Here is a 25,431-nt window from a genome sequence, read left to right on the forward strand (position 1 = left end):
CTCGGCCGCGCCGTTGAGCGGGTTCTCGCGGACTACGATGAGCGCCTGGGTGCGTTCTATCAGCGCGAAGGGATGCACTTCCAGTTCACATTTCAATAGAGGCCGACATGTCCTTCACTCATGCGCACCAGACAGCAATGGCCGAGCAGCGCAACAGGGGGCGGTGCCTCCACTACGAAAATGGGGCCCGCTGCGACGCCATCATCTCCGCGCACTCAATTCAGAAGGGTGGCCAGCTCAACCTGATCGTAGAACAAGGTCATGTCTACCAGCTGTCCGCCGATCTCACCACGTTGAAATCCACCGGGGGTAAGCCTCAACTGAAGAAAGTGGGCATCAACAAGGTGTCCACCTTCCGTGGCATGTGCAAGCACCACGACAATAGGTTGTTCGCACCAATCGATGACAGACCACTGGCATTCGATAACGAACAGATAGCTCTCTATGCCTACCGCAGCATTTGTCGTGAGTACTTCGTCAAAGAAAACGCCGCACGCTCTCTAGCAGCGATGATCGATCACCCTGACGTACCTCAGGCAAACCGCCAATTGCTGGTGGACTCAGCCCAAGGGCAGGCATTTGGTTTTCAACACCTCCATCGACACAAGCTCATCTACGATGCGTCGATCTCACAAGGTAATTTCGCGGAGTTTCGATTCATCATTTTTGGGTCGAGCTCCCCTTGCTCGGTACAGGCCTCAGGGCTGCTTTTTCCTGATTATGACTTTCTTGGTCGCAAGCTTCAGGATCTCGGGCCGGAGGCCGTGGCGCTCGACTTACTGACATTCTTTACCGCCCCCACGCAGGACGGTTGGGCGTATGTGCTCGCCTGGCATGAGTCGAGCGACCAATCCTGTCAGTGGGTGCGCGAGTCCATGCAGGAAGGTTTTAACAGGGGGGCAAAGCTAGAGGATATGCTGATGCGGCTTTCGCTGGCCTGTGAGAATCATGCTGTTCGAATCTCCTGGTGGGACGGGTTACTCCCATCGGCCCAGAGTGCGGGACTTGCCGCACTCTCAGTGGGGACTGACCCACGAGTAGCAACGCCACCAGACTATCTAGCGCATGGCTGTGAAGGACTTGCTGACTGGACGTTTGAGTATGTCCAGGACGGAGCGGAGATCTAGATCACCAAAGTGTCTAGGTAGGTTCAGGCAGGGGATGCAATGCCGGACTGAAAATCAGACACCTGATCCCATTCTGTCCTCTTCTCACGGGGGCACCTCGCAGCCAGATACTCCCAGCTCACTGGCTGACAGAGATTTCATGGACATGATGCGAGAATTCGAATTGGCAGGGCAATGGATCTAAGAGCAGCTGGCGCTGAGTCGTGCAGCTCTGAACGCTGCCGACCCGAAGCAGGCCAGCATTAATAGTCAATTAGCCCTCCCAGGTAGGGCCCGGATGGCTTTAGGACTGACGGGGCGGAAGTGAATCAGACACCGACACCCTGCGGTGACGACCGCGGGCGAAGAGTGCAAGTGCCAAAATCAATACTGGCATTGCAATCACCCACTGATGAATAGTGTGTACTCCGAAACCTGCTGTTGTAGCGGCAAGGCAGCCGATGATCGAGAATATCGATGCCAAGGCTACGCCACCCAACGCAAATGCGGTTCCGCCAGTGGCAATACCGAGTGTTCCTGTTAGCAAAAACGTCAGCCAGCCTAGCAAAGCACCTGTAGAACCACCCAGCACGATCCCTCCGATCCCAGGCAATACAAGTACGGTCGCCGTGCCTAGAGCAACGGCTAAAGCCAGGGCGCCGAAAAGCAGTATCGTCGCGAGCAACCACTGTGTAGTACGTCTGATCGGCTGCCAATGCCTGTAAACGCAGAAGCACAGAAGGCCAACAGCGAAAGTCATTACGAGGACGCGTACCATTAGAGCACCGGTAAGGCAGGATAGGTTTTCAGTTTAGACGGCTGCTGGCCGTCAGGACTACCTTGTGGACAGTTGAAAATGTCCGCCGGACGCAGTCTGCGACCTCCGCTAAGTAGTCGAGCCCAAGCTTTGCCGAGGGGGCCGACGCGCCTATACTGGCTTTTTGCTTTCGAAAGGTAGGAAATTCTCGCTTTTTGTCAGCTACTACAGACGCGGATGCATTGCTTGGAATGGGAGCCCGCATTCCAGCACGCTCAAATTTCCAAAGGAGTAGGAGATGAGCATTTTCAGCTGGCTGTTCAACCGGCCGAAAGCCGTTAAATCCAATACTGCAGTAACGCACCAGCCTGCTCAGGCTCAATCACAGGACGCTCATCCGGATCCACGCCCAGATCCTCAGATTGAACGAGATGAGTTTTTTCTCAGTGTCGAATCCCTTGATTTCTCCGGCATCTATCAGCTGTCCAAGTCCAAGAAGTGGGCGATCGCCTGGAGAGACTCCGATCCGTCAGCGGGTCGGGGAGGTCACAGAGAATCTGGCTTAGGGGCCTACGTGCTTGCAGATACGAGCAGCGGTACCGTTGCCTGCCATGGATGTATGCCTAGGCCAAACAATGGCCACGTGTGTGACACCGGAGTGTTTTGCCTGGAAGATTGGCATTTTGGGAGCACCCTGTCTGGGACGTTCAGCGTTTTCGATCCCAGTGGTTCTGTGATCCTCGCTAAAGAGCTAACGGCCAATATTCTCACCAGCGGTATTTCTAGGCACGGGAAATACGCTTTCTGCGCCACCGCCAACAGCCCAACCGATCATGGCAACAAGGTCTTCCTGTTCGACCTGGTCAATCGGATCGAAATGTACAGCGTCACGCCTAAGGCCGGATGGCCTGACAGCTACGAAGTGGACGAGGGTACCGGGGAACTCATGGCGCTGTTCAAGGACATGGGGAGCTTCCGGTACAACGCTCATGGCGAATTCATGGATGCTGATCAGTTTGGCGATGCCAACCTCAACTCCTCCCATTACGACCGCATCATCCTCGCCGCGGAAAAGATCTTGGGGGAGGTCGACCTGACAGACGAGCGCATCCAGGAAGTCCTGATCGCGGTGCAGCGCGCCCGATCGCTCGGCGCCGATGAAAACCTTGCCTGGAAACCCACAGCGCTCAAAGTCCAAGGGCTTGCACACGAGCAACTGGGCCAGTACCCCGAAGCAGTACAGGTTTATGAGGAGGCGCTGGCCTTGAATCCAAAAATTGGCGTTAAGCGCAGGTTGGCTTCCGTGAGTAAGCGGATCAAGGCTGAGTAGCAGGGGCCATTCTCACCCCCCGATGACGATAGAGGTACTGAGCGCCGGCGGCGCCGGCCAAATGCAGAGCTCCTCACGTCGCCTTGTCCTAACTGACCTCACCAACCTTGCCCTAGTTGTCCGTAGGGTAGGGTACCGCCTGTGTTAATGGGGAAGAACCTGATTACATGAAGTGTAAAGCCTCCTTGAATCGATACTCCGAAGGTTTACAAGAGTTCGCTAAAATTCCGATGGTGATGCTGCGTACCGTCGCTGTAAAGTGAGCGCTTTCCCCACTGCACTGCATGTCCTCTGCTGCAGCTCGGCAGACTTCAACAAGCAATTTTGAGACCCAGCTATCAGAAACCGCCACCCCAATTACCCTGCCAGAAAACAATGGGCATCTATCGATAGGAGATACATTATTTTTTTGAAGAAACATCCTATAAGGCAAAAAAACTTCTTGAACATACCTGGAGCTAACAAGGAGTGACCTTCGAGTTCCTTTTTTACCAGGCAGGGAGGCAGTCCACGCACCATTGCTTGCATCTAAGCAGTCAAACCTAAGAAGGCTGCCGAACGACTTTATATCAGATCTCGACAGTTTGAGCTCGTTAACTGTATATATTAAAAATAGCATTTTAAGCAAATCCCACCCCTTTAGTAGGGTGAAGGCGCCATCGATTACTTTCTGAAATTCAGCCTCACTTGCTCCTTGCTGTAATTTAGGGGTTGCCCGTCTTCTGTGGCTGTAGTGAGCAAAAGAGTCGAGATTAAGTAGAGGATTGTAATCAACGGCTTGCTTGGACAAAAGGAAATCAAAAAAACTACGGGCGACAGTGAGCTGCCCAGCTGAATTTTCAATTGAAGAGTGATATGACAAATCTTTAAGGTCTTCTCCGCACTTGCCAGCAATCCAAAATGGACGCCAATTCAGATTTGCCACTGTGAGAACAGCGCCTCTACTATAAGAGCCCGCTCTAACTTTAGTGAAGCGTCGCTCATAGGAAGTCCTGATCCAATCTTTTGGTGGAGACTTACAAAACTCATTAAACTCATGAAGATCAATCTCGCTCAACTCATATATCGGCTTGCGCTTTATGATATAAGTCCAAAGCAGAAGTCGCTCAACGTACTTCCTATATGCCTCATAAGTATTTCGATTCCTAAAGCCGTACAGATATTCTTTCGCGTGCTCGTAGGCCTCTCGCGGCCTAGCAGCCTCCGAACAGGAAGCTAGATATAGCAGGGTATCGGGATGATCGTTTACGCTCCCGTCGCTGCGTATCACTTCTAGATAATCGGCAAATAGGGGCCTTGGCATCTTATCGGAATCCGGCGAAACCTCCGAAATTGCTGGAGGCTGCGATCTTTTAGGCCCAGGCGCGATAGAATACAACCATACCTTGTACGCATCGTGAAGACTTTGCATCTTTGCTCCCGAGGCACCATTGCTTTCCATATGACGTAGAGCCTCACGAACTGCATCTTTTGTGATTTTCACCAGCGTGCGTCGAGTTAACTGGCCGCTACCATTTATCTTTGAAATTATGGGGCGTGAACCTTCATTCTGTGGGTATAATCCTTGGAAATCACAGACTCTCAAAAAATAGCGTTGAATGAAATCATCCGGAACAGTTATGTCCCCTGAGTCCAACCTTAGTAACCAGGTACCTTCATTGTGGACAAAGGAACCTAAAGTTATTATATTTCCTTTGGAGTCGAAAAAATCTGAGCATGCAACATTCAAATAAGCCTGCGCAGCAACTACAAATACCGTGCGCTCATGCATTCTGGGATTCGCGACTGCTAACCTCTCAGCAGCAGATAAAATTTCCGCCCAGTGATTGGATGCCAAGGTTAATTCAATTAGAGGGGTAGCCACCTCAGTCTTTGAGGCTTGAGAGATCAGCTCCGCAAATGGATTTCGTAGGGAATTTGACGTCTTGACTAAATAAGAAAAGAACGCCGAGCATTCAGTGAGAGTTTTGTACAGGCTTGAAGGCTCAGTGGGCAGCCGTCCCTTCGCAAATGGTCGCCATTTTGGATTCGGAGTGATCGTCTTCAAACCTGAATTAGAAATCTCATTTCTGAACCGCAAAGGGGCTTTTTCACAAATCCATGAATCTGGTGGTTCCTGTACGAACCAAATGAATTCGAAAGCATCGGCTCTATCGAGGGTGAATACTGATTTCCCTCTAATAAGTAGGGCCCATAAAATTAGCCTTTCAATAGCCGTGCGACAGCTTTCATAGCTCGGCAATTCGCGGCGATCCGCTAGGAAGTCGTATGCCAGTTCGTGTATTTCGAAGGGCTGCAGGGCAGGATCAAGCTTGCTCAAAAAAGCTGTGACCAAAACCCTCACTTGTGACGAGGCTGAAAATTCGCAGTCATCTAGAATACGAGCGGAAGCGAATAGTGGATGAGGTAAAAGCTCCATGAGCTATCCAGAACCTGATGGGCTAAAGCCCATCATAGTCCCTACGTGAATCCCAGGAGGCGCAAAATTAAGGAGGTAAAAGCTACTCGGCAGTTCTTCCTGCCGAATTGTACCAAGCAATCAGTGATCAGCTTCGAACTCTAGAGCCGCAGACTGGTGGCATAGGAGGGCGCCTTTGGGGCATTAAAAATAAGATAACTCAACTAAATAGTCATTTAGTTGAGTTGGGGTTTTATCGAGCTTAATTGCGAATGGAGCAGGGTGACTAAGCCTTTGAAAGTCCACTGGCACTATCTCTGCGGTGCACAGCATAGGCATTTTAGATCCTGCTAAGGCGTAGGAACTGCCTCAGGCCACGTTAACATTCCTTACCACTCCATTTCAAATTGCAGCCTGTGTGAGAGTCAGTACCACTGGAGTGACATCAGCATAACTCAACGACCAGGAGACTACTGTCGGCTGTGACGCCAGCGGGCGCACCCGTGGACAGCTTAGCAGCAGCCTGCCGTGCGAAACCGCCATGGGGAAGCAGATTCACCGCTGGCTGGGCAACGAGGTCTCTGACTTCATCGGTACCTCGGGTGATGTGGCCAACGGAAAGCATTTATGCAGCTTCCATTGGTTACGGGCCATCAATGGTGAGCTAGAGACTGTACGCAAACCATGAATGGCTAAGAGCATCATGCGGTAGCGTAATTTGCGAATCAGCACTCTCGTGATCCCGAGGGCGCATTTCCCTGTAGACGGCACCTCGGGGCAAGATAGCCAAAAAAAGCGTGACTGGTTGACGTGCAATTTGTGCGTAAAGCGTATTGGAGGCTTGGGAACCCCAAAAAAAGCGCATCTATAGATGGGGACCGCGTGTGGCTAGAAGCGCATCTTTAGCTGGGTATTCGTTGGTGCAGGTTGGGAAAAGCGCTGTCGATCTTGAGACTGGCACTAACAAATGCATGCTCAAGCCATTGATTTGTAAGAGGCGCACAATTAGGTAGGCAAAGGCGCATCTTTACGGGGGCCTGACATCCCTCTGGGCATGGTGCTTAATACAAACCTACGCATAATGTATATTATGTTAAATGACGTATTAAGGGAGGTGACCTCCTGAGTCGATCACCTGTGGTTTTGCCTGCCGATCACGCTCGAGCTGCCGGCGCCATATCGACAACTGCACAGCGTCCTTTCGTGCGTACCTTCTGCACCAGTCGCGCTCTGTTGACGAACACATCGATCTGACAACTGCCTGAGTGCTGCACATCCTCCCAGTATTCCGTGTGCACAAGCTGTCCGTTCTGCGGCCCCGTGTAAGCACCCGCGGCTTCACGTGTGACATAGCTGCTGTCGCGCACATACCTGAGCACGACCAGATCCTCCTCCGGCACCACCATGACCTGCCGTGGCACGCCGAAGAAATCGATCAGCTCGCCCACCGGGCGATCTTTCCAGGCACTGCTGGCTTCCAGCGATGCGCAGCCGCTGAGCAATGTGGCCAACAGGCCCAATGCGAACAATCGGTTCATAAGGTCTTCTCCCTGGAGGCCGCTTTACTTGGCAGACATCTGTGCGAACCCTTCGTCGATCTTCTGCATGATGGCTGCCTTGGCAGCCTCGCGGTTCAATATCTGGAACAGCTGCGGCCCTGCCTTGGCTATTTGCGATGCCGGCATCACACCCAGGCGCTCCATTTTCCGGGCCTGGCGGTCAGCCGGTTTACACAGGAAGTCGCGGCTTTGCGCCAACCAGGTGTCAGGTTTGCTCTGCCATTGACTGGAATACTTGGCGTTGTGCAATTCATTGAAAACACTACGAAAATCCTGCGCACCCATGATGCGTACACGGTTCTTTGCACAGTCGATTTCGACATCGTACGCCGTAAAGTTTGGCTTGCCGGGCTCTTCGTAAAGCTGATAAACGCCCAATGATTTCGCGCCACCTGGGCGATTGAAGATGTTATTGGGGTCGCCGTCTGCGACGAACACCTGGTTCTTGCCCAAGCCACCTTGGTAGTGGACTACCCAAAAGTCGCCCATCTGTACATCGCTCGCCTGGGCAGCGAGGACATTGCATACAAAGGCGACAGGCAGGAGCTGCTTCTTGAACACGATCATGGGGGACAGTCCTTTGCCTATTCTTCGAGGCAATAGTTTCTCGCCTGAACATAAGGCAAAGGGCTATCTAGTACATCCGTCCTATGCACCGCTGATAGCGCAGCGGCCACCCCATTCGGGTCTTGAGCGCCCTCCTCTGCAGCCTCACCGAAAGGCCCGACGCCAGTTGCGCATGATCCGTGTATCAGGGGACGATCTGTCAAAACCGTGTCGTCGATAAGGAGCCGTGCGACGCCCCTGGATTCAGGACACTGGCCGTAACCACGAAGCCAGCACCTGCGGGTGCTTCTCGAACCAGGCGCGCGCCGCTTCGTCAGGGCTCGCGCCGCGGCGGTTGATGGCGTGGTCGAGCTCGGCCACGATGGTGTTGTCCAGGCGGATGTTGTCGAGCACCTGCAGCTGTGCGGCACTGAAACCCGATAGCCGGTCGTCCCGTGCAAGCAATACGGCCCGGTCAACACTGCCCAGCAAACCCTTGGGGTCCTTGAGCTCGCGGATCCGATAGCTGTGATGCAGGAACTGCGGGTGCCAGAGCGGAACTATTCCCCATTTGCCCTCACGCACCAGTTGCTCATAGGCGGCGACGCATTGCTCCTGGGTCCCGGTACGGAAACTGTACCCGGCACTCACCAGGTCATAGTCGACCATCATTTTCAGGGAGAAGCGGGTAATGCCGGCGCCCGCCCCTATCCCTTGAATCTGTTTGTGCATGCGTGCGCTGACGCTGGGGTCAAGCAGGTCCTCTACCGACGCGACCATCGATTCCGGTACATAATCGGGAACCCCCCATAATGCATAGGGCGTGTAATGCAGCCCCAGCTCACGGGTTGCTACCTGTTCCTCCACCTGTGCCTTGTAAAGTCCATGGCTTGAAGGTATCCACGCCGACGCGAGCATGTCGATCGCGCCCTCGCGCAGCCGCTCGAAGTTGCGCTCGTGCGGCGCGCTGGAACGCTCCACCACGAAGCCCATGCGTTGCAACACCAGGGCCACGACCGCTGCTGTGGCATGGTGAAAAGACAAGTCGGTGACGCCGAGCCTGACCATGGTTGCCCCTCTCTCTTGCATGTGCCCACGCGCCAATGCCGCTGGCAGCAAAGCCACAGTGGCCAGGGCCTGGATGAATTGTCTGCGCTTGACCGGTCGCATTGCCCGCACCCTCAGGGATGGGGCGCAACGGCAGATGAAACCGGGTCAAGGAAAATCAGTTGCAAGGGCTCCGCCAACAGCTGGTCGGCCTGCTCGGCAAAACGCTGGAAGTGTGCGGTGGCCAGGTGGGTGTCCAGGGCCTGCTGGTGGTCGAACGCCTCGCGCATGTAGAACGTCCCGGGCTCGTCGCTGCGTTCGAACAGCATGTAGTCGCGGTTGCCGGGCTCCGCTCGGGTTGGCTCGATCAAGGCCAGCAAGGCCGTTTTCAGTGCCGGTGCCTGGCCCTGCCTGGCCTTGAGGATGGCAAGGGAAACAAGGGGTTGATCCTGTCGGTTCATATCGTGCTCCTGGTCGGTTGTCCAAGGCAGGCGCGGTAAGGCCTGCCTCGAGGTGTGTGTCAGTGTCTGCGGGCAGCTCGCCCGGAGTAACCTGGACTGCGCGTCAACACTTTCACGGCTGCAGTGAAAATACCGATCACATCTGTGTCGCCCGTGGCTTGCTGGTACAGCGGTAGAGCAAGTTGGGTTCACTGACGATCAACAAGTGCTCAATGGGTCGGTGCCGGCGCCGCATCGATCTTCAGGCGCATCAAGGCATAGGGTTTCTGCCGCAGGTCCCGCCCGCCTTGGAACAACGCCTGGCGGTGCAGTTGGTTGGCGATGAAGTACAGGTAGCCATCCGGCCCGATCGACAGGGTATCGGGCCAAAGCAGTCGCGGATCATGCACCAACGTCTGCCAGCGCCCGTCCGGCCAGCGCTTGCGGATGGCGTTATGCTCGTAATCGCCGGCATAGACAGCGCCCTCGGCGTCGGCCTCCATCCCATCGGAGGCGCCCTTTTCACCGAGGTCCTCCACGGCTGCGGCAAGCCGTTGCTCGCTGATGGCAGGGTCGCGCAACAAGGCGGTGGACACGGCATACAAGTGTCGGCTCGACAGCGGCGTGAAGTAGAGCGTCTGACCATCGGCTGACAAGGCGATACCATCGGACGCCACCGACAATGGTTTCGATGTGCCGTCCGGCTGGCTCGCCATCAGCGGTGTCCCCTCGACTACCGGAACAAAGCCTGGTGCCACGGAGGTCGAGAGGGCACCACTGAGACGGCGCTCGGCGCGCCCGCTGGCGATGTCCATCACGATGATCGCCCCTGGACCGCGCAGCGAGGAGTCGGTCACATAGACCGTGCCTTCGGCGCCATGGCGAAAATCAAAGCGCATGTCATTGACGTAGGTGCTGGGCAACATCACGTTTTCCGGGAACACCAGCCGCTTGACGATTCGATTGCTCGCCAGGTCGACCGCGATCAGCTTCGCGCCACCAGGGCGCGGCGTCTGAAACCCCGGTGCCGCAGTGTCCAGCAGCCAGACGCGGCCCCGGCCATCGGCCACCACGCTCTGCACGCTTATCAGTCCCTTTGCGGGGTCCTTCGGATCCTCCTGATTCAACGACAGGTCCGGAAAAGGCCGGACCTCGCCGTCACGAAGCTCGCCAACGGTGAAAGGGACCTTGTCGCCCCAGCGCGGATAGTTGACGAAGATGCGCCCGGTTTCGGTGACGGTAACGCCTGTCGGCATGGCGTCATGGAATGCATGGACCTGCTCGAGCTTGCCGAATGCCCGCTCTGCGGGCGCATGCGCAGAAAGCGCATTGGCAGCGATAACCTGCGCAGAGGACATACCTGCCGTCAGTGCGGCGCAGAGAAACACGGTTTGTTTAAGCATGCTTGCTCCTGGCGGACCGGATCGGCCGGTCCGCCGTTGCCTGTCAAATAGGTTTCAGAAGCCTTCCAGAACGATCTTGCCGCGCGCCTTGCCACTCTCGACCAACGCATGGGCACGGCGCATGTTGGCGGCATTGATGGCTCCGAAATGCTCGCCCAGAGTGGTGCGCAGGGTGCCCTGGTCGATCAGCCCGGCCACGCGCTCAAGCAGCGCGTGCTGGCACACCATGTCGTCGGTCTCGTACAGCGAGCGGGTGAACATCAACTCCCAGTGCAATGACAGCGACTTGCGCTTGAGCGGCATGACATCGAGGGTCTGCGGGTCGTCGATCACACCCAGGCGGCCTTGCGGCCGCAGCACTTCAACCAGTTGCGCGAAGTGCTGATCGGTATGGGTGAGGCTGGCGACATGGCTGACCGACTCGATCCCCAGGGCACGCAGTTGCCCTTGCAGCGGCGCACTGTGGTCGATGACGTGATGGGCGCCCAGTTCGCGCACCCAGTCTGCGGTCTCGGCGCGGGAGGCTGTGCCGATAACCGTCAGGCGGGTCAGTTGCCGGGCCAACTGTACCAGCATCGAACCGACGCCGCCGGCGGCGCCGACGATCAGCAGGGCATCGCCCTCTCCGCCGCCCTCCACGATACCCAGACGATCGAACAACAATTCCCAGGCCGTGATGGCTGTCAGCGGCAGCGCGGCTGCCTGCGCTGCACCCAGACTGCGTGGTTGATGCCCAACGATACGTTCGTCGACCAGGTGATATTCGCTGTAGCTGCCGGGCCTGGCGATGGAACCTGCGTAGTACACCTGGTCACCTGGCTTGAACAGGGTCACCTGCGGCCCGACTTCACGGACGATCCCGGCCGCGTCCCAGCCAAGTATTTTCGGCTCTCGGGTGAAAGTGCCAGCGCGCACCTTGGTGTCGACGGGGTTGACCGACACGGCCTTGACCTCGACCAGAAGGTCCCTTGGCCCAGGGTTCGGCCTGGGCATAAAGATGTCTTGAAGAGACGCAGGGTCTTCAATAGGCAAGCCGTTGTGGATGAAACTGATCGCTTTCATAGGCACTCGCTACTGGATATGGTTTGATTCGTGAACCCAGTCTGGCGTGTCCGGTCCTTGGGAAAAACGGGCCCTGCCCGTGAACACTTTCATTGCAGGAGTGATAATGATCCGTCTCGACGACCTGGGCATCTTCGTTCGCAGCGCCGCGCTGGGCAGTTTTACCGCGGCGGCTCACGAGGCCGATTTGTTGCCCGGCCAGGCGGCCGAGGCGGTCAAGCGCCTGGAGCGTGAGCTGGATGTGCGGCTGTTCGCCCGTACTACGCGCAGCCTGCGCCTGACGGCCGAGGGCGAGCAGTACCTGCCTTCTGCCCTGGCGGCCCTGGAAGCCCTCCGACACGGGCGGGACAACCTGAATCGGGAAAGCGCCCAGTTGAGCGGAACATTGCAGGTGGCCGCGCCCTCCGATCTGGGGCGTAACGTGCTGCTGCCCTGGCTCACGGCGTTTCGTCGCGAACACCCGCAGCTGAACCTGCGCTTCTTTCTCTCCGACCAGATCGCCGATCTGTTCCGTGACCCGGTGGATATCGCCATCCGCTACGGCCTTAACGCCGACGCCAACTATATCGCCCTGCCACTGGCACCTTGGAACCGCAAGGTGCTAGTGGCCTCGCCGGAGTACCTGGCGCGGCAAGGTGCGGTGCAGGCCCCCGAAGACCTGCGCGAACACCAGTGCCTGCTGTACATGCAGCAAGGCCGGATCTACGACAAGTGGCAACTGGGGGCGCAGACCGTCCAGGTGCGTGGCGCCCTGCTCTGCGACGATGCCGATATCGCCCGGCGCTGGGCCGTGGCCGGCGAAGGGATCACCTACAAATCCTGGCTGGATGTGAGCGACGACGTGCTGGCCGGACGACTCGTCGTACTGTTGCAGGATCACCCCGGGCCGATCATGCCGCTGAGCCTGGTGTGCCCGCACCGCAAGCAGTTGTCGCCTGCGGTGAGGCAGTTGCACGCCTGGTTGTCGTGCCGCTTCGCCGGGCTCGAGCGCGACTGATCAACGGGAACAGGCAACTGGCGAAGAACAGTTTGTTGGCCAGGATCATGATCAGGGCTCCCGTTCACTGGGCATCGATTTCAGCGAACAGGTACACCAGGCAGAAGCCGTCCATGGGCATCACGGGGTTGGACCAGATCATGCGTGTGTGACGGGCTCGCTCGTTGAAGACCTCCACCAACAGGTCCGAAGCACCATCCAGCGCCTTGGCATGATCGTAGAAGTCCTCGGCCACATTGAGCACGCCTTCGAGCCTGTAAATCTGACGGATCCGGCTCAATTCACCCACCGCATCCTTGAGCTGTGCGATCGCGTTCAACGCCGCCAAGCGGCAGGCCGCATAGCCTTGGCCGAGGTCGAGATCGCGCCCCAGGCGGCCTCGGTACTGCAATTGCCCATCGACCCAGGGAAACTGCCCGGACGTCATCAGCGTATTGCCGACGATGCTCCAGGGTACATAGTTGCCCAGTGCCGGTGCCGGGCTGGGCAAAGTCAGGCCGGCAGCTTGCAGGCGTGATTCGGGCGTGTCGAGCATGTTCATGGTGAGGTCCTTGTGCTGTTGTTATTGTCAAGCACGCGCAAGGCGCGCCTGGACGCCATGCCGAGGAAAACTCAAGCAGGAGGCAGGTCGCCGCAGATCCTTGTCGAACCAACGGCGGTCAATCTGCGCTGACGGTGTGAGGCGCTTCAGTCTCTAGGTGCGGCATGCTCTGGCCAACAATTCGGCTACCCGGCACGTAGTCGAAGATCATCTCGATGGTTATGCCGTTAGGGTCCTCGAGAAACAGTTGGTGTTCGCCGATTTGTGGTATGACGCGTTCACGAAACGCAATACCCAGGGATTGCAATCGTGCCTGGACTTGCACCAGTCCCTCGCAACGCAGCGACACATGATCGAGTGAACCCGATCCATACCCGCCTGGCTTGTCGCCCAGGTACATCTGCAGTTCCTTTGGGTCGCCCTGGACACTGGCGATGTGCAACAGCGGCTGGTCACCGGCATACATCCAGTAACCCGGGAAAAGAAACCCCGGCCGGGGCCCTGGCACCAGGCCGATCACGTGCTCGAAGAACGCTGCGGTTTCTACCCAGAGCGGGGTGCGGATGGTGAAATGGTCGAGTTTAAGGATGCCCATGAAATCCTCCGGATTGGGGGTAATGCCAATAAGCGAGCCGTTGGAACACGCGGCTCATCGCACCGGTACATCGTGTTGGAGACCGGCATTGCGCGTGTCGAGTCTGGCGTGCTCAGTGCCCGGGATTAATCAGCCCTGCCCATGAACACTTTCATTGCACAAGTGACAATCATCCGGCTCGAAGCACCGGTTATCTTCGTTCGCCACGTCACTGATAGGCGGGATAGTCGCTGTAACCCACTTCGTCACCGCCGAACAGGCGGCTGCCCTCGAACTCGGCCAGCGGCCAGTCATGCTGCAGCCGCGCGGGGAAGTCAGGGTTGGCGACGAAGGGACGGCCGAAGGCAACCAGGTCCACCAGGTCGGCATCGAGCAGCGCCTGGCCGCGCGCCAGGGTATAACGCCCGGCCACGATGATCGCACCGCTGAATTCGCGGCGCAGTTGATGCCGGAAGGGTTGCGGAATCTGCGGTGCGTCGTCCCAATCCGCTTCAGCCAGGTGCAAATAGGCGATACCCAAGGTGTCGAGCGTCTGGGCAGCCTGAAGAATGGTCGGGATCACGTCCCGGCAGTTCATGCCACGGGCGGTGATAAAGGGGGCCAGGCGTACACCGGTACATTGCGCGCCGATCTCCCCGGCGACGGCCCGGGTGACGTCGATCAGGAAACGGATACGGTTCTCGCGGCTGCCGCCATACTCGTCATTGCGCAGGTTCGAGGTGGTGCGCAAAAACTGGTCGATCAGATAGCCGTTGCCGGCGTGGATCTCGACCCCATCGAACCCGGCTTCGCGCGCATGCCGGGCGGCGAGGCGATAATCTTCGATCACCGCCTGGATATCCTCTTGGTTCAAGGCGCGTGGCTCGCTGACATCGACCATCCGCCCTACCCCATCGTCACCGACCACCCATACCTGCGCATCGGCACGCAGCGCGGAGGGTGACACCGGCTGGCCATCGTCGTGGAAGCTGGCGTGGGACATCCGTCCTACATGCCACAACTGCAGGAACATGCGCCCACCCTTGGCATGCACGGCATCGGTGACTTGTCGCCAGCCTGCCACTTGCTCGGCGCTGTAGATACCAGGGGTGAAGCTGTAGCCCTTGCCCTGGGGGCTGATCTGCGTCGCCTCGCTGATGATCAGCCCGGCGCTGGCGCGTTGGGCGTAATAATGCGCCATCATCGCATTGGCCACGTCTCCAGGCTGGGTGCTGCGTGAGCGGGTCATCGGCGCCATGACGATGCGGTTGGGCAGCGTGAGGGCGCCGAGTTCGTATGGGGTGAAGAGTTGCTGCGGGCTGGACATGGGAGGCTCCTGGTCAGATGGGGGCTTGGCTGGGGTGCTGGTAGTCATATGTGGTCGAACTTGAAAGCGAGAGACATGGGCGACATCGTCGCGCTCTGTCGGTGTCTGCATGATCATTTATTGGAAATGTGCGATAAATATGGCTTTTGGCACATAACTTTTAAGGAATGCTTACAAATGCAAGGGCTGGCTGAGTTGAAAGTGCTGGTCAGAACCGCCGAAGCCGGTAGCCTTTCGGCCGCGGCGCGTGAGCTGGACATCAGCCCTGCGGCAGCCAGCCTCACGCTCAAGCGCCTGGAGTCGCGCCTGGGGGTTCGCCTGTTCGCCCGCTCCACGCGCCAGCAGCGCCTGACTGTGGAGGGTGAGCGCTATCTGGAGGCTGCGCGGCTTGCCCTGGCAGCATTGGACGAAGGAGAACGGGCGATTCGCGGGGGGCAGCAGGGTCTGGCCGGAGTATTGCAACTGGCGGCACCTTCAGACTTCGGCCGCAGTGTGCTGCTGGGTTGGTTGGATGAGTTGCGCGTCTCGCACCCACACCTGCAGATGCATCTGTTGCTCAATGACCGCCCCAATAACCTGTTCGGCGAACCGGTGGATGTCGCCCTGCGGTTCGGCGTCCCGGTCGATTCAACCCTGGTGGCTTTGCCGGTGCTGGAGGCGCATCATCGGGTCGCCTGCGCCAGCCCCGCCTACCTTGCCCGTCAGGGGGAGCCTGCATCACCTCAGGCGCTGGCCGCCCACTCGGCGATCATCTACCAGCGTCATGGGCGCCCCTACGATGTCTGGCGTTTCAGCCGTGGTGACGAGGTCTGCGAGGTCAAGGTCCGCGGCGACTATCGCAGCGATGATGGCGAAGTTGCCAGGCGCTGGGCGCTTGCCGGGCACGGGATCGTGTACAAGGCATGGCTCGATGTCGTCACGGATGTGCGTGCCGGGAGGTTGCGCGTCTTGTTCGCCGGCTGGCAGGGAGAGCCTGCGCCGGTCTACCTGATGTGCCCGCACAGGGTTCAGGTCAGTGAACGGGTCAGGGTCCTTCAGGCCTTTCTACGCGAACGCTGCACGTCGTTGGCCGGGACGCAGGGGTAGGCTGCCTGCCGCTCAAGTCCGAACAGGCGTCGTCACTATGCCCACCGCGCACACTGCCAAGCCATATACCCTGCTGGCCAGGAGCAGCCTGCCCGACCTGATCATCCTCGATATCACCATGCCGGAGATGGATGGTTTCCAGGTGCTCGGTGAACAGCGCAAGTGAGCTGAAGGTACTTCCGCAGCCCCTTGAGCACCGAACACACCGACCAGTACCAGCGCGAGTACCAGCACATCCAACGTTGCCAGCGCACGATGGACCATGACCTTGTCCATGACTGCCTGAAAGAGTTGTCATGGCAGGTTCTCCAACCGTGCGCTTAGTTAACCATCACTTCGTCCAGCGCCTGCTCAAGGGTGCTGACCGTGCGCTCGAGATTGTGCAGCTTTTCGAGCCCGAACAGGCCGATGCGGAAGGTCTGGAAGTCGACCGGCTCGTCGCATTGCAACGGCACGCCGGCGGCAATCTGCAGGCCGTGGCTGGCAAACTTCTTACCACTCTTGATATCGGCGTCATCGGTGTAGCTCACCACCACGCCAGGAGCCTGAAAGCCTGCTGCGGCCACGCTCTTGATGCCTTTGCGGGTCATCATTGCGCGCACCCGATCACCCAAGGCCTGTTGTTCGTCGCAGACCTTGTCGAAACCGTAGGCTTGTGTCTCTTTCATCACTTCGTTGAATCGCGCCAGGGCATCGCTGGGCATGGTCGCATGGTAGGCGTGGCCGCCCTGCTCATAGGCCTGCATGATCTGAAGCCACTTCTTCAAGTCGCAGGCGAAGCTGGTGCTTTGCGTCGATTCGATGCGCTCGAGGGCCAAAGCGCTGAGCATCACCAGGGCGCAGCAAGGTGAGGCGCTCCAGCCTTTCTGCGGTGCGCTGATCAGCAGGTCGACTGCGCATCTGTGCATATCAACCCAAATCGCGCCTGAGGCGATGCAGTCCAGCACGAACAGGCCACCCACCGCATGCACGGCGTCGCCCACGGCCCGCAGGTATTCATCGGGCAGGATGATCCCTGATGACGTTTCAACGTGGGGGGCGAAGACAATCTGCGGCTTCTGCGACTCAATGGCCGCCAACACTTCTTCAAGAGGGGCCGGCGCGTAGGCAGCCTGGCGCCCCGTTTCAACCGGTCGGGCTTTGAGCACCGTTGTGGCCGCCGGGATATTGCCCATCTCAAGGATCTGGCTCCAGCGATAACTGAACCAGCCGTTGCGTAGCACCAGGCATTGCTGGCCGGTGGCAAACTGCCGGGCCACCGCTTCCATGCCGAAAGTGCCACTGCCCGGGACCACCGCAACCGCCTGGGCGTTGTAGACCTGTTTCAGGGTGGTTGAAATATTCTTCATCACCCCCTGAAACGACTGGGACATGTGGTTGAGCGAGCGGTCCGTATAGACCACCGAATACTCGACCAGCCCCTCGGGATCGATACCGGGATAAATCTTCGACATGGTGTGGCTCCTTTGGCAGAGTTGTCCTTGGCGTCGACCCTGCCCTAAGCCATTGCAAATGACAAGGGATCAGGCCCACCGCAATCGCCATCCTTGTCCGACTTTTTCCTTGGCTCGCTACCACCACAGCCGTTGCAGGTGCTTTTTGTTTCTGTGCTTCCGGCTAACAGTCCGAACCCCATCGGTCGAGTTTGACTTGTGCCAACGTGATGCGCGCCAGTCGCACGAGCGCCGAATGGCCAGTGCCAAAGTCGTCCAGCACCAGCGGTACTCCGCTTTTCACCAGCTGGCTGATGTTCTAGATGCCATTGAACTTCCTGGGACACGATCTGGGCGTCGAGCGCAGAGTTGAATGCTAGGCGAGGGCGCTTATTGAGGACACTTTTCCTGCTCAGTGCAGCTCTTATCGCCACGTGCTAGAAAGGTTATTCCAAATATCTTAGAGCCTATCCATGCAATACCTATGACGTAGTCTAAATTCAACTATGAATTCTTGAAAAGCACGGGGAGGTGCATGCCATGCGATCTTATGCGAAAGCTGTGAGCCTTATGCTTGTACTGCTGGCAATATTTTCAGCCAATAAGTCGAGCGCGGGAGGACTGCTGGGGGATGCTGTGGAAGGCCTTTGCGGTAACTGCGGTGTAGGAAAAGCAATGGACGATGCAAATCGGCAAGTAAAAGACGCTATCCCACCTTACAAAGCAATCGAGGAAGGGGCCAGCAGAACCGTTAATGAGGCTTTGGTGCAAGCTACCGCGCCACTATTGCAGGAGTTAATTGCGCGTTCACGTGATGATGCTTTGAATGCTGGGGTCGATCAGATCCCGCCGGCAATCAGAAGAAATCTTACTGGATTTATCCCTGAGCAAATTTTGAATATTGCACGCTACAGAGTCGAGGGCGGTGGTGACTTGACATTGCAGGTGAACTCCATCCGTTATGGCGAAGCCAATGCAATCACCCTCGATTACGTCATCGTATTCAAGGAAGTTAACGACGCCTTATATAACCCAGCGCTCTGGGTCCATGAGCTAACGCACGTAATGCAGTATCAGAACTGGGGGATCAAAGATTTTTCGATTCGGTATGTTCGTAATTATCGTGATGTGGAAGCAACAGCTTATGATGCAGGAACACAATATCTGGCGTGGGTGAGCGTGAGAAATGCTCAACAATGGTCTTCAACTGAATCCCCTAATGATACTGTGTCAACTGATATGCTAAATCGTCCGAGGTCCTCATTTCCACTGGACGTAAGCTCAAGCATGTGCGGCACGCCTATTGGTAATTGTCAAGTTAATGGCTCGGCGCCAGTTGGTACTCCTTGCTGGTGCAACTCTACTATAGGAGGAGTTGCTGGTTCGCTAGTCCCAGTAGCCGGGGCGGGTACCCCACAACCAATGCAAGTTTCAAATCCTACGGGATTACCGTCGGGTTACGGAATGCAGGCATGCGGTTGCTGGGGGCCGACTCCTACTGTTACTGCAGCTGAACCACGCTGCGGCAGTGGTTCCGTTAGATTGAATGTTTGCCCTGGGCAATGTGCTCCTGGCCATCCGCCCTATGCATACGTGTGCCAATAGTAAAAAGGGAAAAGTCTAACAAATAGAATGAAGTCTGCGAGAGCTGCTTATGGACTAAACAGCTCTCGCTCAACCATATGTTGAATCATTCTCTTGATCCTGACGCAAAACACCTTGTCTCCCCACTTTTCCCCATCCCCGCCGCCCCCCAAAATCCGCCCCTGACATCCCTCCCCGTTCAGGACCCCACAAATTGCACTATTTCAACCCCCTACTACTCACCCTGGCCCTGGCCAGCACCGCCCAATCCACCCTGGCCGCCAACTGGCAATCCTCCCCCTACGGCCCAAACGACGAAATCGGCGCCGCCAACCTCCTCACCCCCGAAGTGGTCAAGCAAGCCATCAGCCTGGTCAAAACCGGCAAGACCTCCCCCCTCGCCGTCGCCGTCAGCAAGGATCTGCCCGCCTTCCGCCACCGCAGCTTCCACCTTTACAACATCCAGTCCGGCGAACAGGCCGGCCAGACCCTGGGCAAGAACAAGTTCAGCTTCAACGATGAACTGGTCAACGGCTGGACCGGGGTCGGCACCCAGCTCAACGGCATCGGCCATATCGGTATCGACAACGTCTACTACAACGGCAACAAGGCCGCCGACTTCGTCACCGTCGAAGGCGTGACCAAGCTTGGTGTGGAGAAAGTGCCGCCGATGGTCACCCGTGGCGTGGTGCTGGACATGACCGCGTATTACGGCAAGGCCATCGTGCCGGGCGGTACGTCGTTCACCATCAACGACATCAAGACGGTGTTGAAGCGACAAGGCATCACCCTGCGCAAGGGCGACGTGATGCTGTTCAACACCGGCTGGCTGGAGCTGATCGGCAAAGACAACCAGCAGTTTCTCGCGACCGAACCAGGCATTGACCTGCCGGCGGCCGAAACGTCGGCCGCGTGGCGGCGCAGCTTCAGATCTCTCAATCTCCCTTGAGCCGGCAGATCGCCCAGCTCTAGGATCACCTCGGCCTGTCCTTGTTCGAGCGGCGCAACCAGCGCCTGTTCCTGACCGTCAATGATGGCCTCTCCTTCTCGTCCGAGGCCTGCTCAAGCACGCCGAACGTCTGGACTCGCGAGAATTAATTCATGACCAAGGCATCCGCTGAGGCCATTCCAGAACACACTCGCGCCATTCAATTCTTAGCATCCTAAAATTTTTGCCGCTTGGATAGCAGCATTATCTGCTTTCTCGCGGATATAGGAACTAGCGATATTTACGGCTACATCAATATCTGCAGCCCGGAACATATCGATAACTAATCGGATCTCGTGACTAGCACATTCATTTGATTCCTCCCACATCTCACATGCCTCCATACCACGGTGAAGCACCAAGCTGTAGCGCTGCGCCCAAAACTCGCGATAGCCATAGGGGATGGTATCCACTGCCCCCATCACACCTGTTTCCGACAGTCCTTCAACAGCTTTCCTGAGATAATGCCATGGTCGAGTGCTAACACCTGTGTAACCTTTCCACCAGAGCGGATATTCAATTTCCTGCACTCGCGCTCCTAAAACGCTCACTAGTGCAGAAAATCGCTCGACCATGGTCACAGCATTAGACTCTTGAAATCTCATCGTGAGCACTAGAGTCGAGCAATGCCAGTAAAACGCCTTCTGCTCATCTCCAACCTCTATGCCCGTAATATCGAAAACGAGTGCGAATAGCGTCGAGGTGGGGTACTCTAACTCGTCATACAACCACTCCTTGCCAAGTCCTAATGACTGCAGAACAGGCATGGAGTTGTCAGCCTTTAAAAACTCGACCAGCGCATCTGCTGCATAAAGTTTATGCTCAATCTCCAAGAGCGTGAGATGAACGTATAGTGCAACATCCAGTCTCGCGGGAGTAGTTCCCAACACAATTGGCAACATCTCTTTTAGCTTGCAAATTGTATCGTGCCTAACCCCCCGATAACCTTTAAGCAACACCAGTGGATTTACAAACGAGCGACTCTCGAACTGAAGTTGCAGCAACAGCATTACCCATCTAAGCTCATTGTGCTCAGGGCCCATCTGAAATGTCATGATTGCTTTTAGATCTGCGACCGTAGCGACGATATCCCATGCTTTTTTTGTTGACTCACCAGTGGCTACAAACGGCCAAGTGCTCCTAAACTCTGACGAGTAACCTTCTCCAGCTCGAGGGATTTTAAGTAAGCTTGTGAGCGTGGGGCGAACCCTCAATCTGAACTCATATAGCGCGCATAGAACTTTAGCTGTGATGTTTGAATCCACCTCACGAAAAGCTTTGATGTCATAGCCTGTCCAACTCTTGATGTCGTCGCTAATAGACTTAAGGGTTTGCTTGGGCTCACGATTTTCCGGGAAAGATTTCAGGTACGACATCACTCGAGCGGGGCGAGTGTTTTCTGGGGTGAGCTGATGATGGCTTCCCATGTCATAGGGTGACGGAAAGACTTCGATACGCTCTATGTCCGTAATCAAATGATTCACAATCAGCTCCACAAGTGACTGAGCATTACCAGGCCACTTATAAGCAATTGTGTCGAGGGTGCGCACATGTATCCACGAGCGATCACGTAAAAATCTTCGGCTGAATGGTCCTTCCAGGCAGGCCTGAACCTCTGACTGCTGTTGGACTTGCTGGCGAAGCTGTTCTACATCCACATGACGCTCCTTAATACTAGCAAGCCGCCCGTTTTTAAAGGGCGGCTCTCGGGGCTATGCCAACAGCCCTTGGACAAGAGTTGTGTGAGCCGACCTAGGCTCGGACGCTGAGAGACGCTCCCGGATTGCCTTGAAGCGGCCCTCCCCAGATTCGAGCCGCTTCATCATCTTGAATTCGGATGCGGCAGCAACGGCTGAATCCTCAAACGACAGCTGCTGACGTTCCCTGATTTCATCCTGCATAAAAGCCAAAACGCGGGCCTCACCGTTCTCCAGGCAGGCCATATTGAAATGGTAGTGCTCTCCGCCGGCGTGATACACCGACTCCGATGCTTGTGCTGCACGACTGACTTTGCTTTTCATGGGTATGCCTCTCTATAGGTGGGTTCCTGCGAGACAAAATTACCTAGCCATGCGGTCCAAAAATAGGGTGACTTTCTTCAGTGAGGCATATCTCGCTCCGAAACCAAGCAGTTTGGTGTCCAGCGGAGAACTACTGATTGAACGGGTGCGAATCACCCCGTCTCCACCTCATACCTCACCCGATGCGCCTCGGTCGGCAACGGCACCTCCCACTTGAACATCATCCGCCGTATATCGTCATTGCGCAGCGACGTATCGCGTCGCTGGTTCCGCCGCATGATCTCGTCCTCCGGCCGCTCCAGATAGACGATCTCCACCTGCGCCCCATAGCCGTACAGCAAGTCCAGCGTCCGGCTGCGCATCTGCGCCGACAGGTGCGTCGAGTTCCACACGAAGGGCCTGCGCTCGCGCAACAGCGCCTTGGCCCGGTCGATGGCGTAGTGCGCGGCCGCGCCTTCGTTCTGGCCGTGGCGCAGGCCCAGGGCCTGGCGCGCGTCGTCGAACGACACCACCGGCAGGTCTGGGTGGTGTCGGGCGGTCCAGGTATCCTTGCCGCTGGCCGGCAGGCCGGAGAGCATCACCACCTGGGAGCCCTGGGGTTCGTGCAGCGCGTAGTCAGGGTGCACGCGGGCGCCACGCAGGTACTGAATACGCGTGTAGTCGTCGGCAAACGGCCGTGGGCCGTACAAACACCCCTCCTCTGCGGCCAGTTCGCGCCACAGTTCGATGGCGGTCAGAACATCGGCCTTGCCGGCATAGTGGCGGCCCTGCATGTCGGCCTCGGCCACGGCGCAGAGCATCCACACCGGCAGCTCCCACGACAGCTTGTGCAGCAGAAACTCCGCGCTGCGTCCGCTGCGGTCGCCCTGCAAGGCGAAGAACGGCAATTGATGCACAGTGATGATCCGGCAGATCTGTTCACGCAGCGCGAACGGCACGCCAGCGCGCCACAGCAGCAGGCGTGCATCCACCGAGCCTCGGCGCGAGTGGCCGGGTTGGCCGATGCGCCCGGTCTGCGGGTCGATCACCGTGGTGTCGGGCTTGGCGATGTCATGCAGCAGGGCTGCAAAGAACAGCACGAAGCGCTGCTCGGCGCTGGCGTCGCGGTAGGCGCTCTGCGCCAGCAACGCTTCGACCACCAGCCGGGTATGGACCCACACATCGCCCTCGGCGTGATAGGTCGGATCCTGTGGGGTGTCGGCCAGGCGTGCCAGGGCCGGGATGGCCGCAAGGCAAGCGGCGCTGTCCATGTCGCGCCCAGGGTCGGGCACCAGTTGTTGCAGTTGTCGAATATCCATTTCAGGAAGCTCCACAGTCGCCGCGGCGTTCGCCGTGCCAGTCCAGGGACAGGCGCGGTGCGTAGAGATCGACACCGGCGGCCAGTTGATTGGGTATGAACGGTTGGTTGGCATGGTGCTGGTCGGCGTCGAGGATGGCCTGGACAAAGTCCTGGCGCACCCACTCTTGAGCCGGCCCAGGGTCTGGCGCTCGTCTTCGAGCTTCAGGTACAGCCCCTCCATGCGGCTCGAGCGGTCACATTGGCGCCAGGCGCGGGCCAGGTCGAGGCCTTCGCGGCGTACCACCTGCTCGAACACTTCGCGCCAACGCGCGGTCTTGGCCAGCGAGTCGCCGAGCAATGCCATCAGCTCGGCGTAGCGGCGCGGTGCCGGGCCTTCGTACAGCACCGGTACCGACAGCACCGGGCCGTCCGCGAGCAGATGTCGGCGCGCCGCGGTGGACAGGAACTGGCCTGTAGCGCGGTCCCACACGTCGAACTCGCAGAAGAAATGCGGCAGGTGGTCGTAGAACACCGAGTGCTTCTTGTGCAGCCACTCGCCATACAGCACGAAGCGGTCTTCAAGACGCTCCAGCAACCAGTGCTCGTGGGCCACGGCCCATTGCTTGAACAGGTTGAACTGGCGCTCGCGACCACCGCCGCTGAGGTAATGGCCACGCGATTGCAGGCGTAGCTCGCCGCCGTTGGTAAAGCTGATGCCGGCGTTGGCGCCGTCGAGTTTCTCTTCCACCACCAGCCATTGGCCAACCAACGAGCCATAGGCCACCTGGCCGGCATCGCTGTCGCCGTCCTGCAGACGCGAGCCTTGCAGATGCGCTGTGCGGGGGTATTTGAGCAGTTCGAGGGAATGTGCGTCGGCACGAAAATCCATGTTCATGGGTTTCTCCTTGGAAATAGGGAAAAACCGACGACAGGATCAGGCAGGTACGAGGATGAAGCGCCGCCGCGCGCAAGCACGGGCAGCCATCAGGCACGATGGACCGTCGTCGGTATCAGGCGTGTTTGATGGCGCAGGGCACTGGCTTCACCACTTTGGGGAAAGGTTGCGGGGATTCGAGGGCACATATTCAACAGCAGGTATCAGTCGTGGGTCAAGCCCTCAATAGCAGCAATGTGATAGCATCTGCGCGCCCCTGGAGGGGCAATTTTTTGATATCCCGCAAGGAATACGCTTCGTGAAAGACTTCGTCATCAGCGTCAACAACATCGTTCTCTACATCTCCCTGGCCGTTATCTGGCTGTTCGCGCTCATCACCCTGTTCACCGGCGGATTCCTGCCAGCCCTGGGTGTCTTCGTGGCCGGCAGCCTCGGATGGTGCATCGTCTCCGGCTTCTGGTTCGTCCAGTCCGCCACTTACGAAGAGCTGCGCAAGCTCAACGCCAGCAAGGACTGAAGCATCCGGGCGGCTAGGCACCTCGCCTCGCAGCGCATGGCCGCCCTCCTCCAAGCCTGGAACCGTTATCGGCCGATCAGTACCGCCTCAGCCTTTATTGCGCAGTGCCTCGACCAGTTGCGCCTTGGTCATGCTCGAACGCCCCTTGATATCTTTGCTTCGCGCCTCTTTCATGAGGCTTTCCTTGGTTTGCGTACCCAGTGACGCACCTGACTCACGCGCATGGCCCTGACGCGTTTGCGCCGCCCGCTTGGCCGAATCGGCGCGTGCTGTCTTCTTTTCGCTCGGCGATGTCTTGCTGCCCGACCCACCGGCCTTGTCACCGCCGCCGGACTGCTTGTTGACGGTAGCCCAGGCGCGAGCCTCGGCCTCGTCCGTGGACAGGCCCTTGTGCTCGTAGCTTTGCTCGATGTGCTCGGCCTTGCGCTTCTGTTTCTCGGTGTACTTGCCTTTGTCTCCACGGGGCATGTCGTTCACTCCTGAGTGAGTTTGGCTGAACGGTTGAAATGATTGCCACGCCCGAAGTGCGATCGACAGGACG

Annotated in this window: 22 protein-coding genes and 3 pseudogenes; 9 read left to right on the forward strand and 16 right to left on the reverse strand. The window is 57.6% G+C overall.

The genetic code is table 11. The features are described from left to right. The first annotated feature begins 107 nt into the window (after positions 1-107). Entirely contained in the window at positions 108-1,127 is a 1,020-nt protein-coding gene (locus LOY42_RS12995) for a hypothetical protein (protein WP_258601033.1), read from the forward strand. 1,034 nt (positions 1,128-2,161) lie between these two features. After that, positions 2,162-3,193, forward strand: a complete 1,032-nt coding sequence (locus tag LOY42_RS13000; RefSeq protein WP_258601034.1) for a M48 family metallopeptidase — start codon at positions 2,162-2,164, stop codon at positions 3,191-3,193. A gap of 163 nt (positions 3,194-3,356) precedes the next feature. Here LOY42_RS13000 and LOY42_RS13005 read toward each other — a convergent pair whose 3' ends face one another. From LOY42_RS13005 to LOY42_RS13035, 7 genes are all read right to left on the reverse strand, one after another. Further along, positions 3,357-5,612, reverse strand: a complete 2,256-nt coding sequence (locus LOY42_RS13005; protein ID WP_258601035.1) for a hypothetical protein — start codon at positions 5,610-5,612, stop codon at positions 3,357-3,359. Between the two features lie 1,133 nt (positions 5,613-6,745). Then, complete coding sequence (locus LOY42_RS13010; RefSeq protein WP_198754189.1) at positions 6,746-7,129, reverse strand: hypothetical protein; 384 nt, start codon at positions 7,127-7,129, stop codon at positions 6,746-6,748. 24 nt (positions 7,130-7,153) lie between these two features. Beyond that, positions 7,154-7,717, reverse strand: coding sequence for a hypothetical protein (locus tag LOY42_RS13015; protein WP_198754188.1), 564 nt, complete (start codon positions 7,715-7,717; stop codon positions 7,154-7,156). Positions 7,718-7,960: 243 nt separating this feature from the next. After that, positions 7,961-8,866, reverse strand: coding sequence for a glycine betaine ABC transporter substrate-binding protein (locus tag LOY42_RS13020; RefSeq protein WP_258601036.1), 906 nt, complete (start codon positions 8,864-8,866; stop codon positions 7,961-7,963). Positions 8,867-8,877: 11 nt separating this feature from the next. Further along, positions 8,878-9,204 carry a putative quinol monooxygenase gene (locus LOY42_RS13025; protein WP_258601037.1) on the reverse strand — a complete coding sequence of 109 codons (327 nt, stop codon included), beginning with the start codon at positions 9,202-9,204 and terminating at the stop codon, positions 8,878-8,880. A 209-nt stretch (positions 9,205-9,413) separates the two neighbouring features. Next, a complete protein-coding gene (locus LOY42_RS13030; protein ID WP_198754186.1) occupies positions 9,414-10,586 on the reverse strand; it encodes an L-dopachrome tautomerase-related protein in 1,173 nt (390 codons plus the stop codon). 54 nt (positions 10,587-10,640) lie between these two features. Next, complete coding sequence (locus LOY42_RS13035) at positions 10,641-11,648, reverse strand: zinc-binding alcohol dehydrogenase family protein (RefSeq protein ID WP_258601038.1); 1,008 nt, start codon at positions 11,646-11,648, stop codon at positions 10,641-10,643. 106 nt (positions 11,649-11,754) lie between these two features. Between LOY42_RS13035 and LOY42_RS13040 the strand changes: the two genes are divergently transcribed. Further along, the gene (locus LOY42_RS13040; protein WP_110703451.1) at positions 11,755-12,645 is read left to right on the forward strand and encodes a LysR family transcriptional regulator; all 891 of its coding nucleotides are present in this window, start codon (positions 11,755-11,757) and stop codon (positions 12,643-12,645) included. Between the two features lie 64 nt (positions 12,646-12,709). Here the strand turns inward: LOY42_RS13040 and LOY42_RS13045 are convergent, their stop codons facing one another. The 3 genes from LOY42_RS13045 to LOY42_RS13055 form a co-directional block, all read right to left on the reverse strand. Continuing rightward, positions 12,710-13,186 (reverse strand): Atu1372/SO_1960 family protein, encoded by a 477-nt coding sequence (locus LOY42_RS13045; RefSeq protein WP_258601039.1) that lies wholly within the window; start codon positions 13,184-13,186, stop codon positions 12,710-12,712. Positions 13,187-13,304: 118 nt separating this feature from the next. After that, complete coding sequence (locus LOY42_RS13050) at positions 13,305-13,781, reverse strand: VOC family protein (RefSeq protein WP_258601040.1); 477 nt, start codon at positions 13,779-13,781, stop codon at positions 13,305-13,307. A gap of 208 nt (positions 13,782-13,989) precedes the next feature. Next, positions 13,990-15,087 (reverse strand): alkene reductase, encoded by a 1,098-nt coding sequence (locus LOY42_RS13055; protein ID WP_258601041.1) that lies wholly within the window; start codon positions 15,085-15,087, stop codon positions 13,990-13,992. Positions 15,088-15,264: 177 nt separating this feature from the next. On the opposite strand from LOY42_RS13055, the gene LOY42_RS13060 reads away from it, so the two are divergent. Further along, entirely contained in the window at positions 15,265-16,173 is a 909-nt protein-coding gene (locus tag LOY42_RS13060) for a LysR family transcriptional regulator (RefSeq protein WP_258601042.1), read from the forward strand. Between the two features lie 37 nt (positions 16,174-16,210). Then, the gene (locus LOY42_RS13065) at positions 16,211-16,339 is read left to right on the forward strand and encodes a hypothetical protein (RefSeq protein WP_258601044.1); all 129 of its coding nucleotides are present in this window, start codon (positions 16,211-16,213) and stop codon (positions 16,337-16,339) included. A 154-nt stretch (positions 16,340-16,493) separates the two neighbouring features. Here LOY42_RS13065 and LOY42_RS13070 read toward each other — a convergent pair whose 3' ends face one another. Further along, positions 16,494-17,627: an aminotransferase class V-fold PLP-dependent enzyme gene (locus LOY42_RS13070; protein WP_198754207.1), complete on the reverse strand. Its 1,134-nt coding sequence runs from the start codon at positions 17,625-17,627 to the stop codon at positions 16,494-16,496. Positions 17,628-18,176: 549 nt separating this feature from the next. Between LOY42_RS13070 and LOY42_RS13075 the strand changes: the two genes are divergently transcribed. The 3 genes and pseudogenes from LOY42_RS13075 to LOY42_RS13085 all read left to right on the forward strand — a co-directional run. Beyond that, positions 18,177-19,211, forward strand: coding sequence for a DUF4157 domain-containing protein (locus LOY42_RS13075; RefSeq protein ID WP_258601047.1), 1,035 nt, complete (start codon positions 18,177-18,179; stop codon positions 19,209-19,211). Between the two features lie 193 nt (positions 19,212-19,404). Continuing rightward, a pseudogene (locus LOY42_RS13080) lies at positions 19,405-20,091 on the forward strand (cyclase family protein); the annotation flags it as partial. Then, positions 20,091-20,246, forward strand: a pseudogene (locus LOY42_RS13085) (LysR family transcriptional regulator); the annotation flags it as partial. The pseudogenes LOY42_RS13080 and LOY42_RS13085, both read left to right, overlap by 1 nt. 99 nt (positions 20,247-20,345) lie before the next feature. Here LOY42_RS13085 and LOY42_RS13090 read toward each other — a convergent pair. The 4 genes and pseudogenes from LOY42_RS13090 to LOY42_RS13105 all read right to left on the reverse strand — a co-directional run. Then, entirely contained in the window at positions 20,346-21,836 is a 1,491-nt protein-coding gene (locus tag LOY42_RS13090) for a hypothetical protein (RefSeq protein WP_258601049.1), read from the reverse strand. A 54-nt stretch (positions 21,837-21,890) separates the two neighbouring features. Next, entirely contained in the window at positions 21,891-22,199 is a 309-nt protein-coding gene (locus LOY42_RS13095) for a hypothetical protein (RefSeq protein WP_258601051.1), read from the reverse strand. A gap of 152 nt (positions 22,200-22,351) precedes the next feature. Further along, on the reverse strand, positions 22,352-23,497 hold the full coding sequence (locus LOY42_RS13100; protein WP_258601188.1) for an AAA family ATPase: 1,146 nt from the start codon (positions 23,495-23,497) through the stop codon (positions 22,352-22,354). 246 nt (positions 23,498-23,743) lie between these two features. Continuing rightward, positions 23,744-24,373: pseudogene (locus tag LOY42_RS13105) on the reverse strand (RNA ligase family protein); the annotation flags it as partial. Between the two features lie 298 nt (positions 24,374-24,671). Here LOY42_RS13105 and LOY42_RS13110 point away from each other — a divergent pair. After that, entirely contained in the window at positions 24,672-24,890 is a 219-nt protein-coding gene (locus LOY42_RS13110; RefSeq protein WP_050705559.1) for a hypothetical protein, read from the forward strand. Between the two features lie 87 nt (positions 24,891-24,977). On the opposite strand, the gene LOY42_RS13115 is transcribed toward LOY42_RS13110, so the two are convergent. Further along, positions 24,978-25,358, reverse strand: a complete 381-nt coding sequence (locus LOY42_RS13115; RefSeq protein ID WP_258601052.1) for a termination factor Rho — start codon at positions 25,356-25,358, stop codon at positions 24,978-24,980. Positions 25,359-25,431: the final 73 nt, after the last annotated feature.

It is taken from the genome of Pseudomonas sp. B21-023 (assembly GCF_024749165.1).
Classification (GTDB): domain Bacteria; phylum Pseudomonadota; class Gammaproteobacteria; order Pseudomonadales; family Pseudomonadaceae; genus Aquipseudomonas.

What these genes read in the sequence shown, in the direction of transcription:
- LOY42_RS12995 (WP_258601033.1), top strand. Translation starts at nt 108, where the DNA reads ATGTCCTTCACTCATGCGCACCAGACAGCAATGGCCGAGCAGCGCAAC.
- LOY42_RS13000 (WP_258601034.1), top strand. Translation starts at nt 2,162, where the DNA reads ATGAGCATTTTCAGCTGGCTGTTCAACCGGCCGAAAGCCGTTAAATCC.
- LOY42_RS13005 (WP_258601035.1), bottom strand. Translation starts at nt 5,612, where the DNA reads ATGGAGCTTTTACCTCATCCACTATTCGCTTCCGCTCGTATTCTAGAT.
- LOY42_RS13010 (WP_198754189.1), bottom strand. Translation starts at nt 7,129, where the DNA reads ATGAACCGATTGTTCGCATTGGGCCTGTTGGCCACATTGCTCAGCGGC.
- LOY42_RS13015 (WP_198754188.1), bottom strand. Translation starts at nt 7,717, where the DNA reads ATGATCGTGTTCAAGAAGCAGCTCCTGCCTGTCGCCTTTGTATGCAAT.
- LOY42_RS13020 (WP_258601036.1), bottom strand. Translation starts at nt 8,866, where the DNA reads ATGCGACCGGTCAAGCGCAGACAATTCATCCAGGCCCTGGCCACTGTG.
- LOY42_RS13025 (WP_258601037.1), bottom strand. Translation starts at nt 9,204, where the DNA reads ATGAACCGACAGGATCAACCCCTTGTTTCCCTTGCCATCCTCAAGGCC.
- LOY42_RS13030 (WP_198754186.1), bottom strand. Translation starts at nt 10,586, where the DNA reads ATGCTTAAACAAACCGTGTTTCTCTGCGCCGCACTGACGGCAGGTATG.
- LOY42_RS13035 (WP_258601038.1), bottom strand. Translation starts at nt 11,648, where the DNA reads ATGAAAGCGATCAGTTTCATCCACAACGGCTTGCCTATTGAAGACCCT.
- LOY42_RS13040 (WP_110703451.1), top strand. Translation starts at nt 11,755, where the DNA reads ATGATCCGTCTCGACGACCTGGGCATCTTCGTTCGCAGCGCCGCGCTG.
- LOY42_RS13045 (WP_258601039.1), bottom strand. Translation starts at nt 13,186, where the DNA reads ATGAACATGCTCGACACGCCCGAATCACGCCTGCAAGCTGCCGGCCTG.
- LOY42_RS13050 (WP_258601040.1), bottom strand. Translation starts at nt 13,781, where the DNA reads ATGGGCATCCTTAAACTCGACCATTTCACCATCCGCACCCCGCTCTGG.
- LOY42_RS13055 (WP_258601041.1), bottom strand. Translation starts at nt 15,087, where the DNA reads ATGTCCAGCCCGCAGCAACTCTTCACCCCATACGAACTCGGCGCCCTC.
- LOY42_RS13060 (WP_258601042.1), top strand. Translation starts at nt 15,265, where the DNA reads ATGCAAGGGCTGGCTGAGTTGAAAGTGCTGGTCAGAACCGCCGAAGCC.
- LOY42_RS13065 (WP_258601044.1), top strand. Translation starts at nt 16,211, where the DNA reads ATGCCCACCGCGCACACTGCCAAGCCATATACCCTGCTGGCCAGGAGC.
- LOY42_RS13070 (WP_198754207.1), bottom strand. Translation starts at nt 17,627, where the DNA reads ATGTCGAAGATTTATCCCGGTATCGATCCCGAGGGGCTGGTCGAGTAT.
- LOY42_RS13075 (WP_258601047.1), top strand. Translation starts at nt 18,177, where the DNA reads ATGCTTGTACTGCTGGCAATATTTTCAGCCAATAAGTCGAGCGCGGGA.
- LOY42_RS13095 (WP_258601051.1), bottom strand. Translation starts at nt 22,199, where the DNA reads ATGAAAAGCAAAGTCAGTCGTGCAGCACAAGCATCGGAGTCGGTGTAT.
- LOY42_RS13100 (WP_258601188.1), bottom strand. Translation starts at nt 23,497, where the DNA reads ATGGATATTCGACAACTGCAACAACTGGTGCCCGACCCTGGGCGCGAC.
- LOY42_RS13115 (WP_258601052.1), bottom strand. Translation starts at nt 25,358, where the DNA reads ATGCCCCGTGGAGACAAAGGCAAGTACACCGAGAAACAGAAGCGCAAG.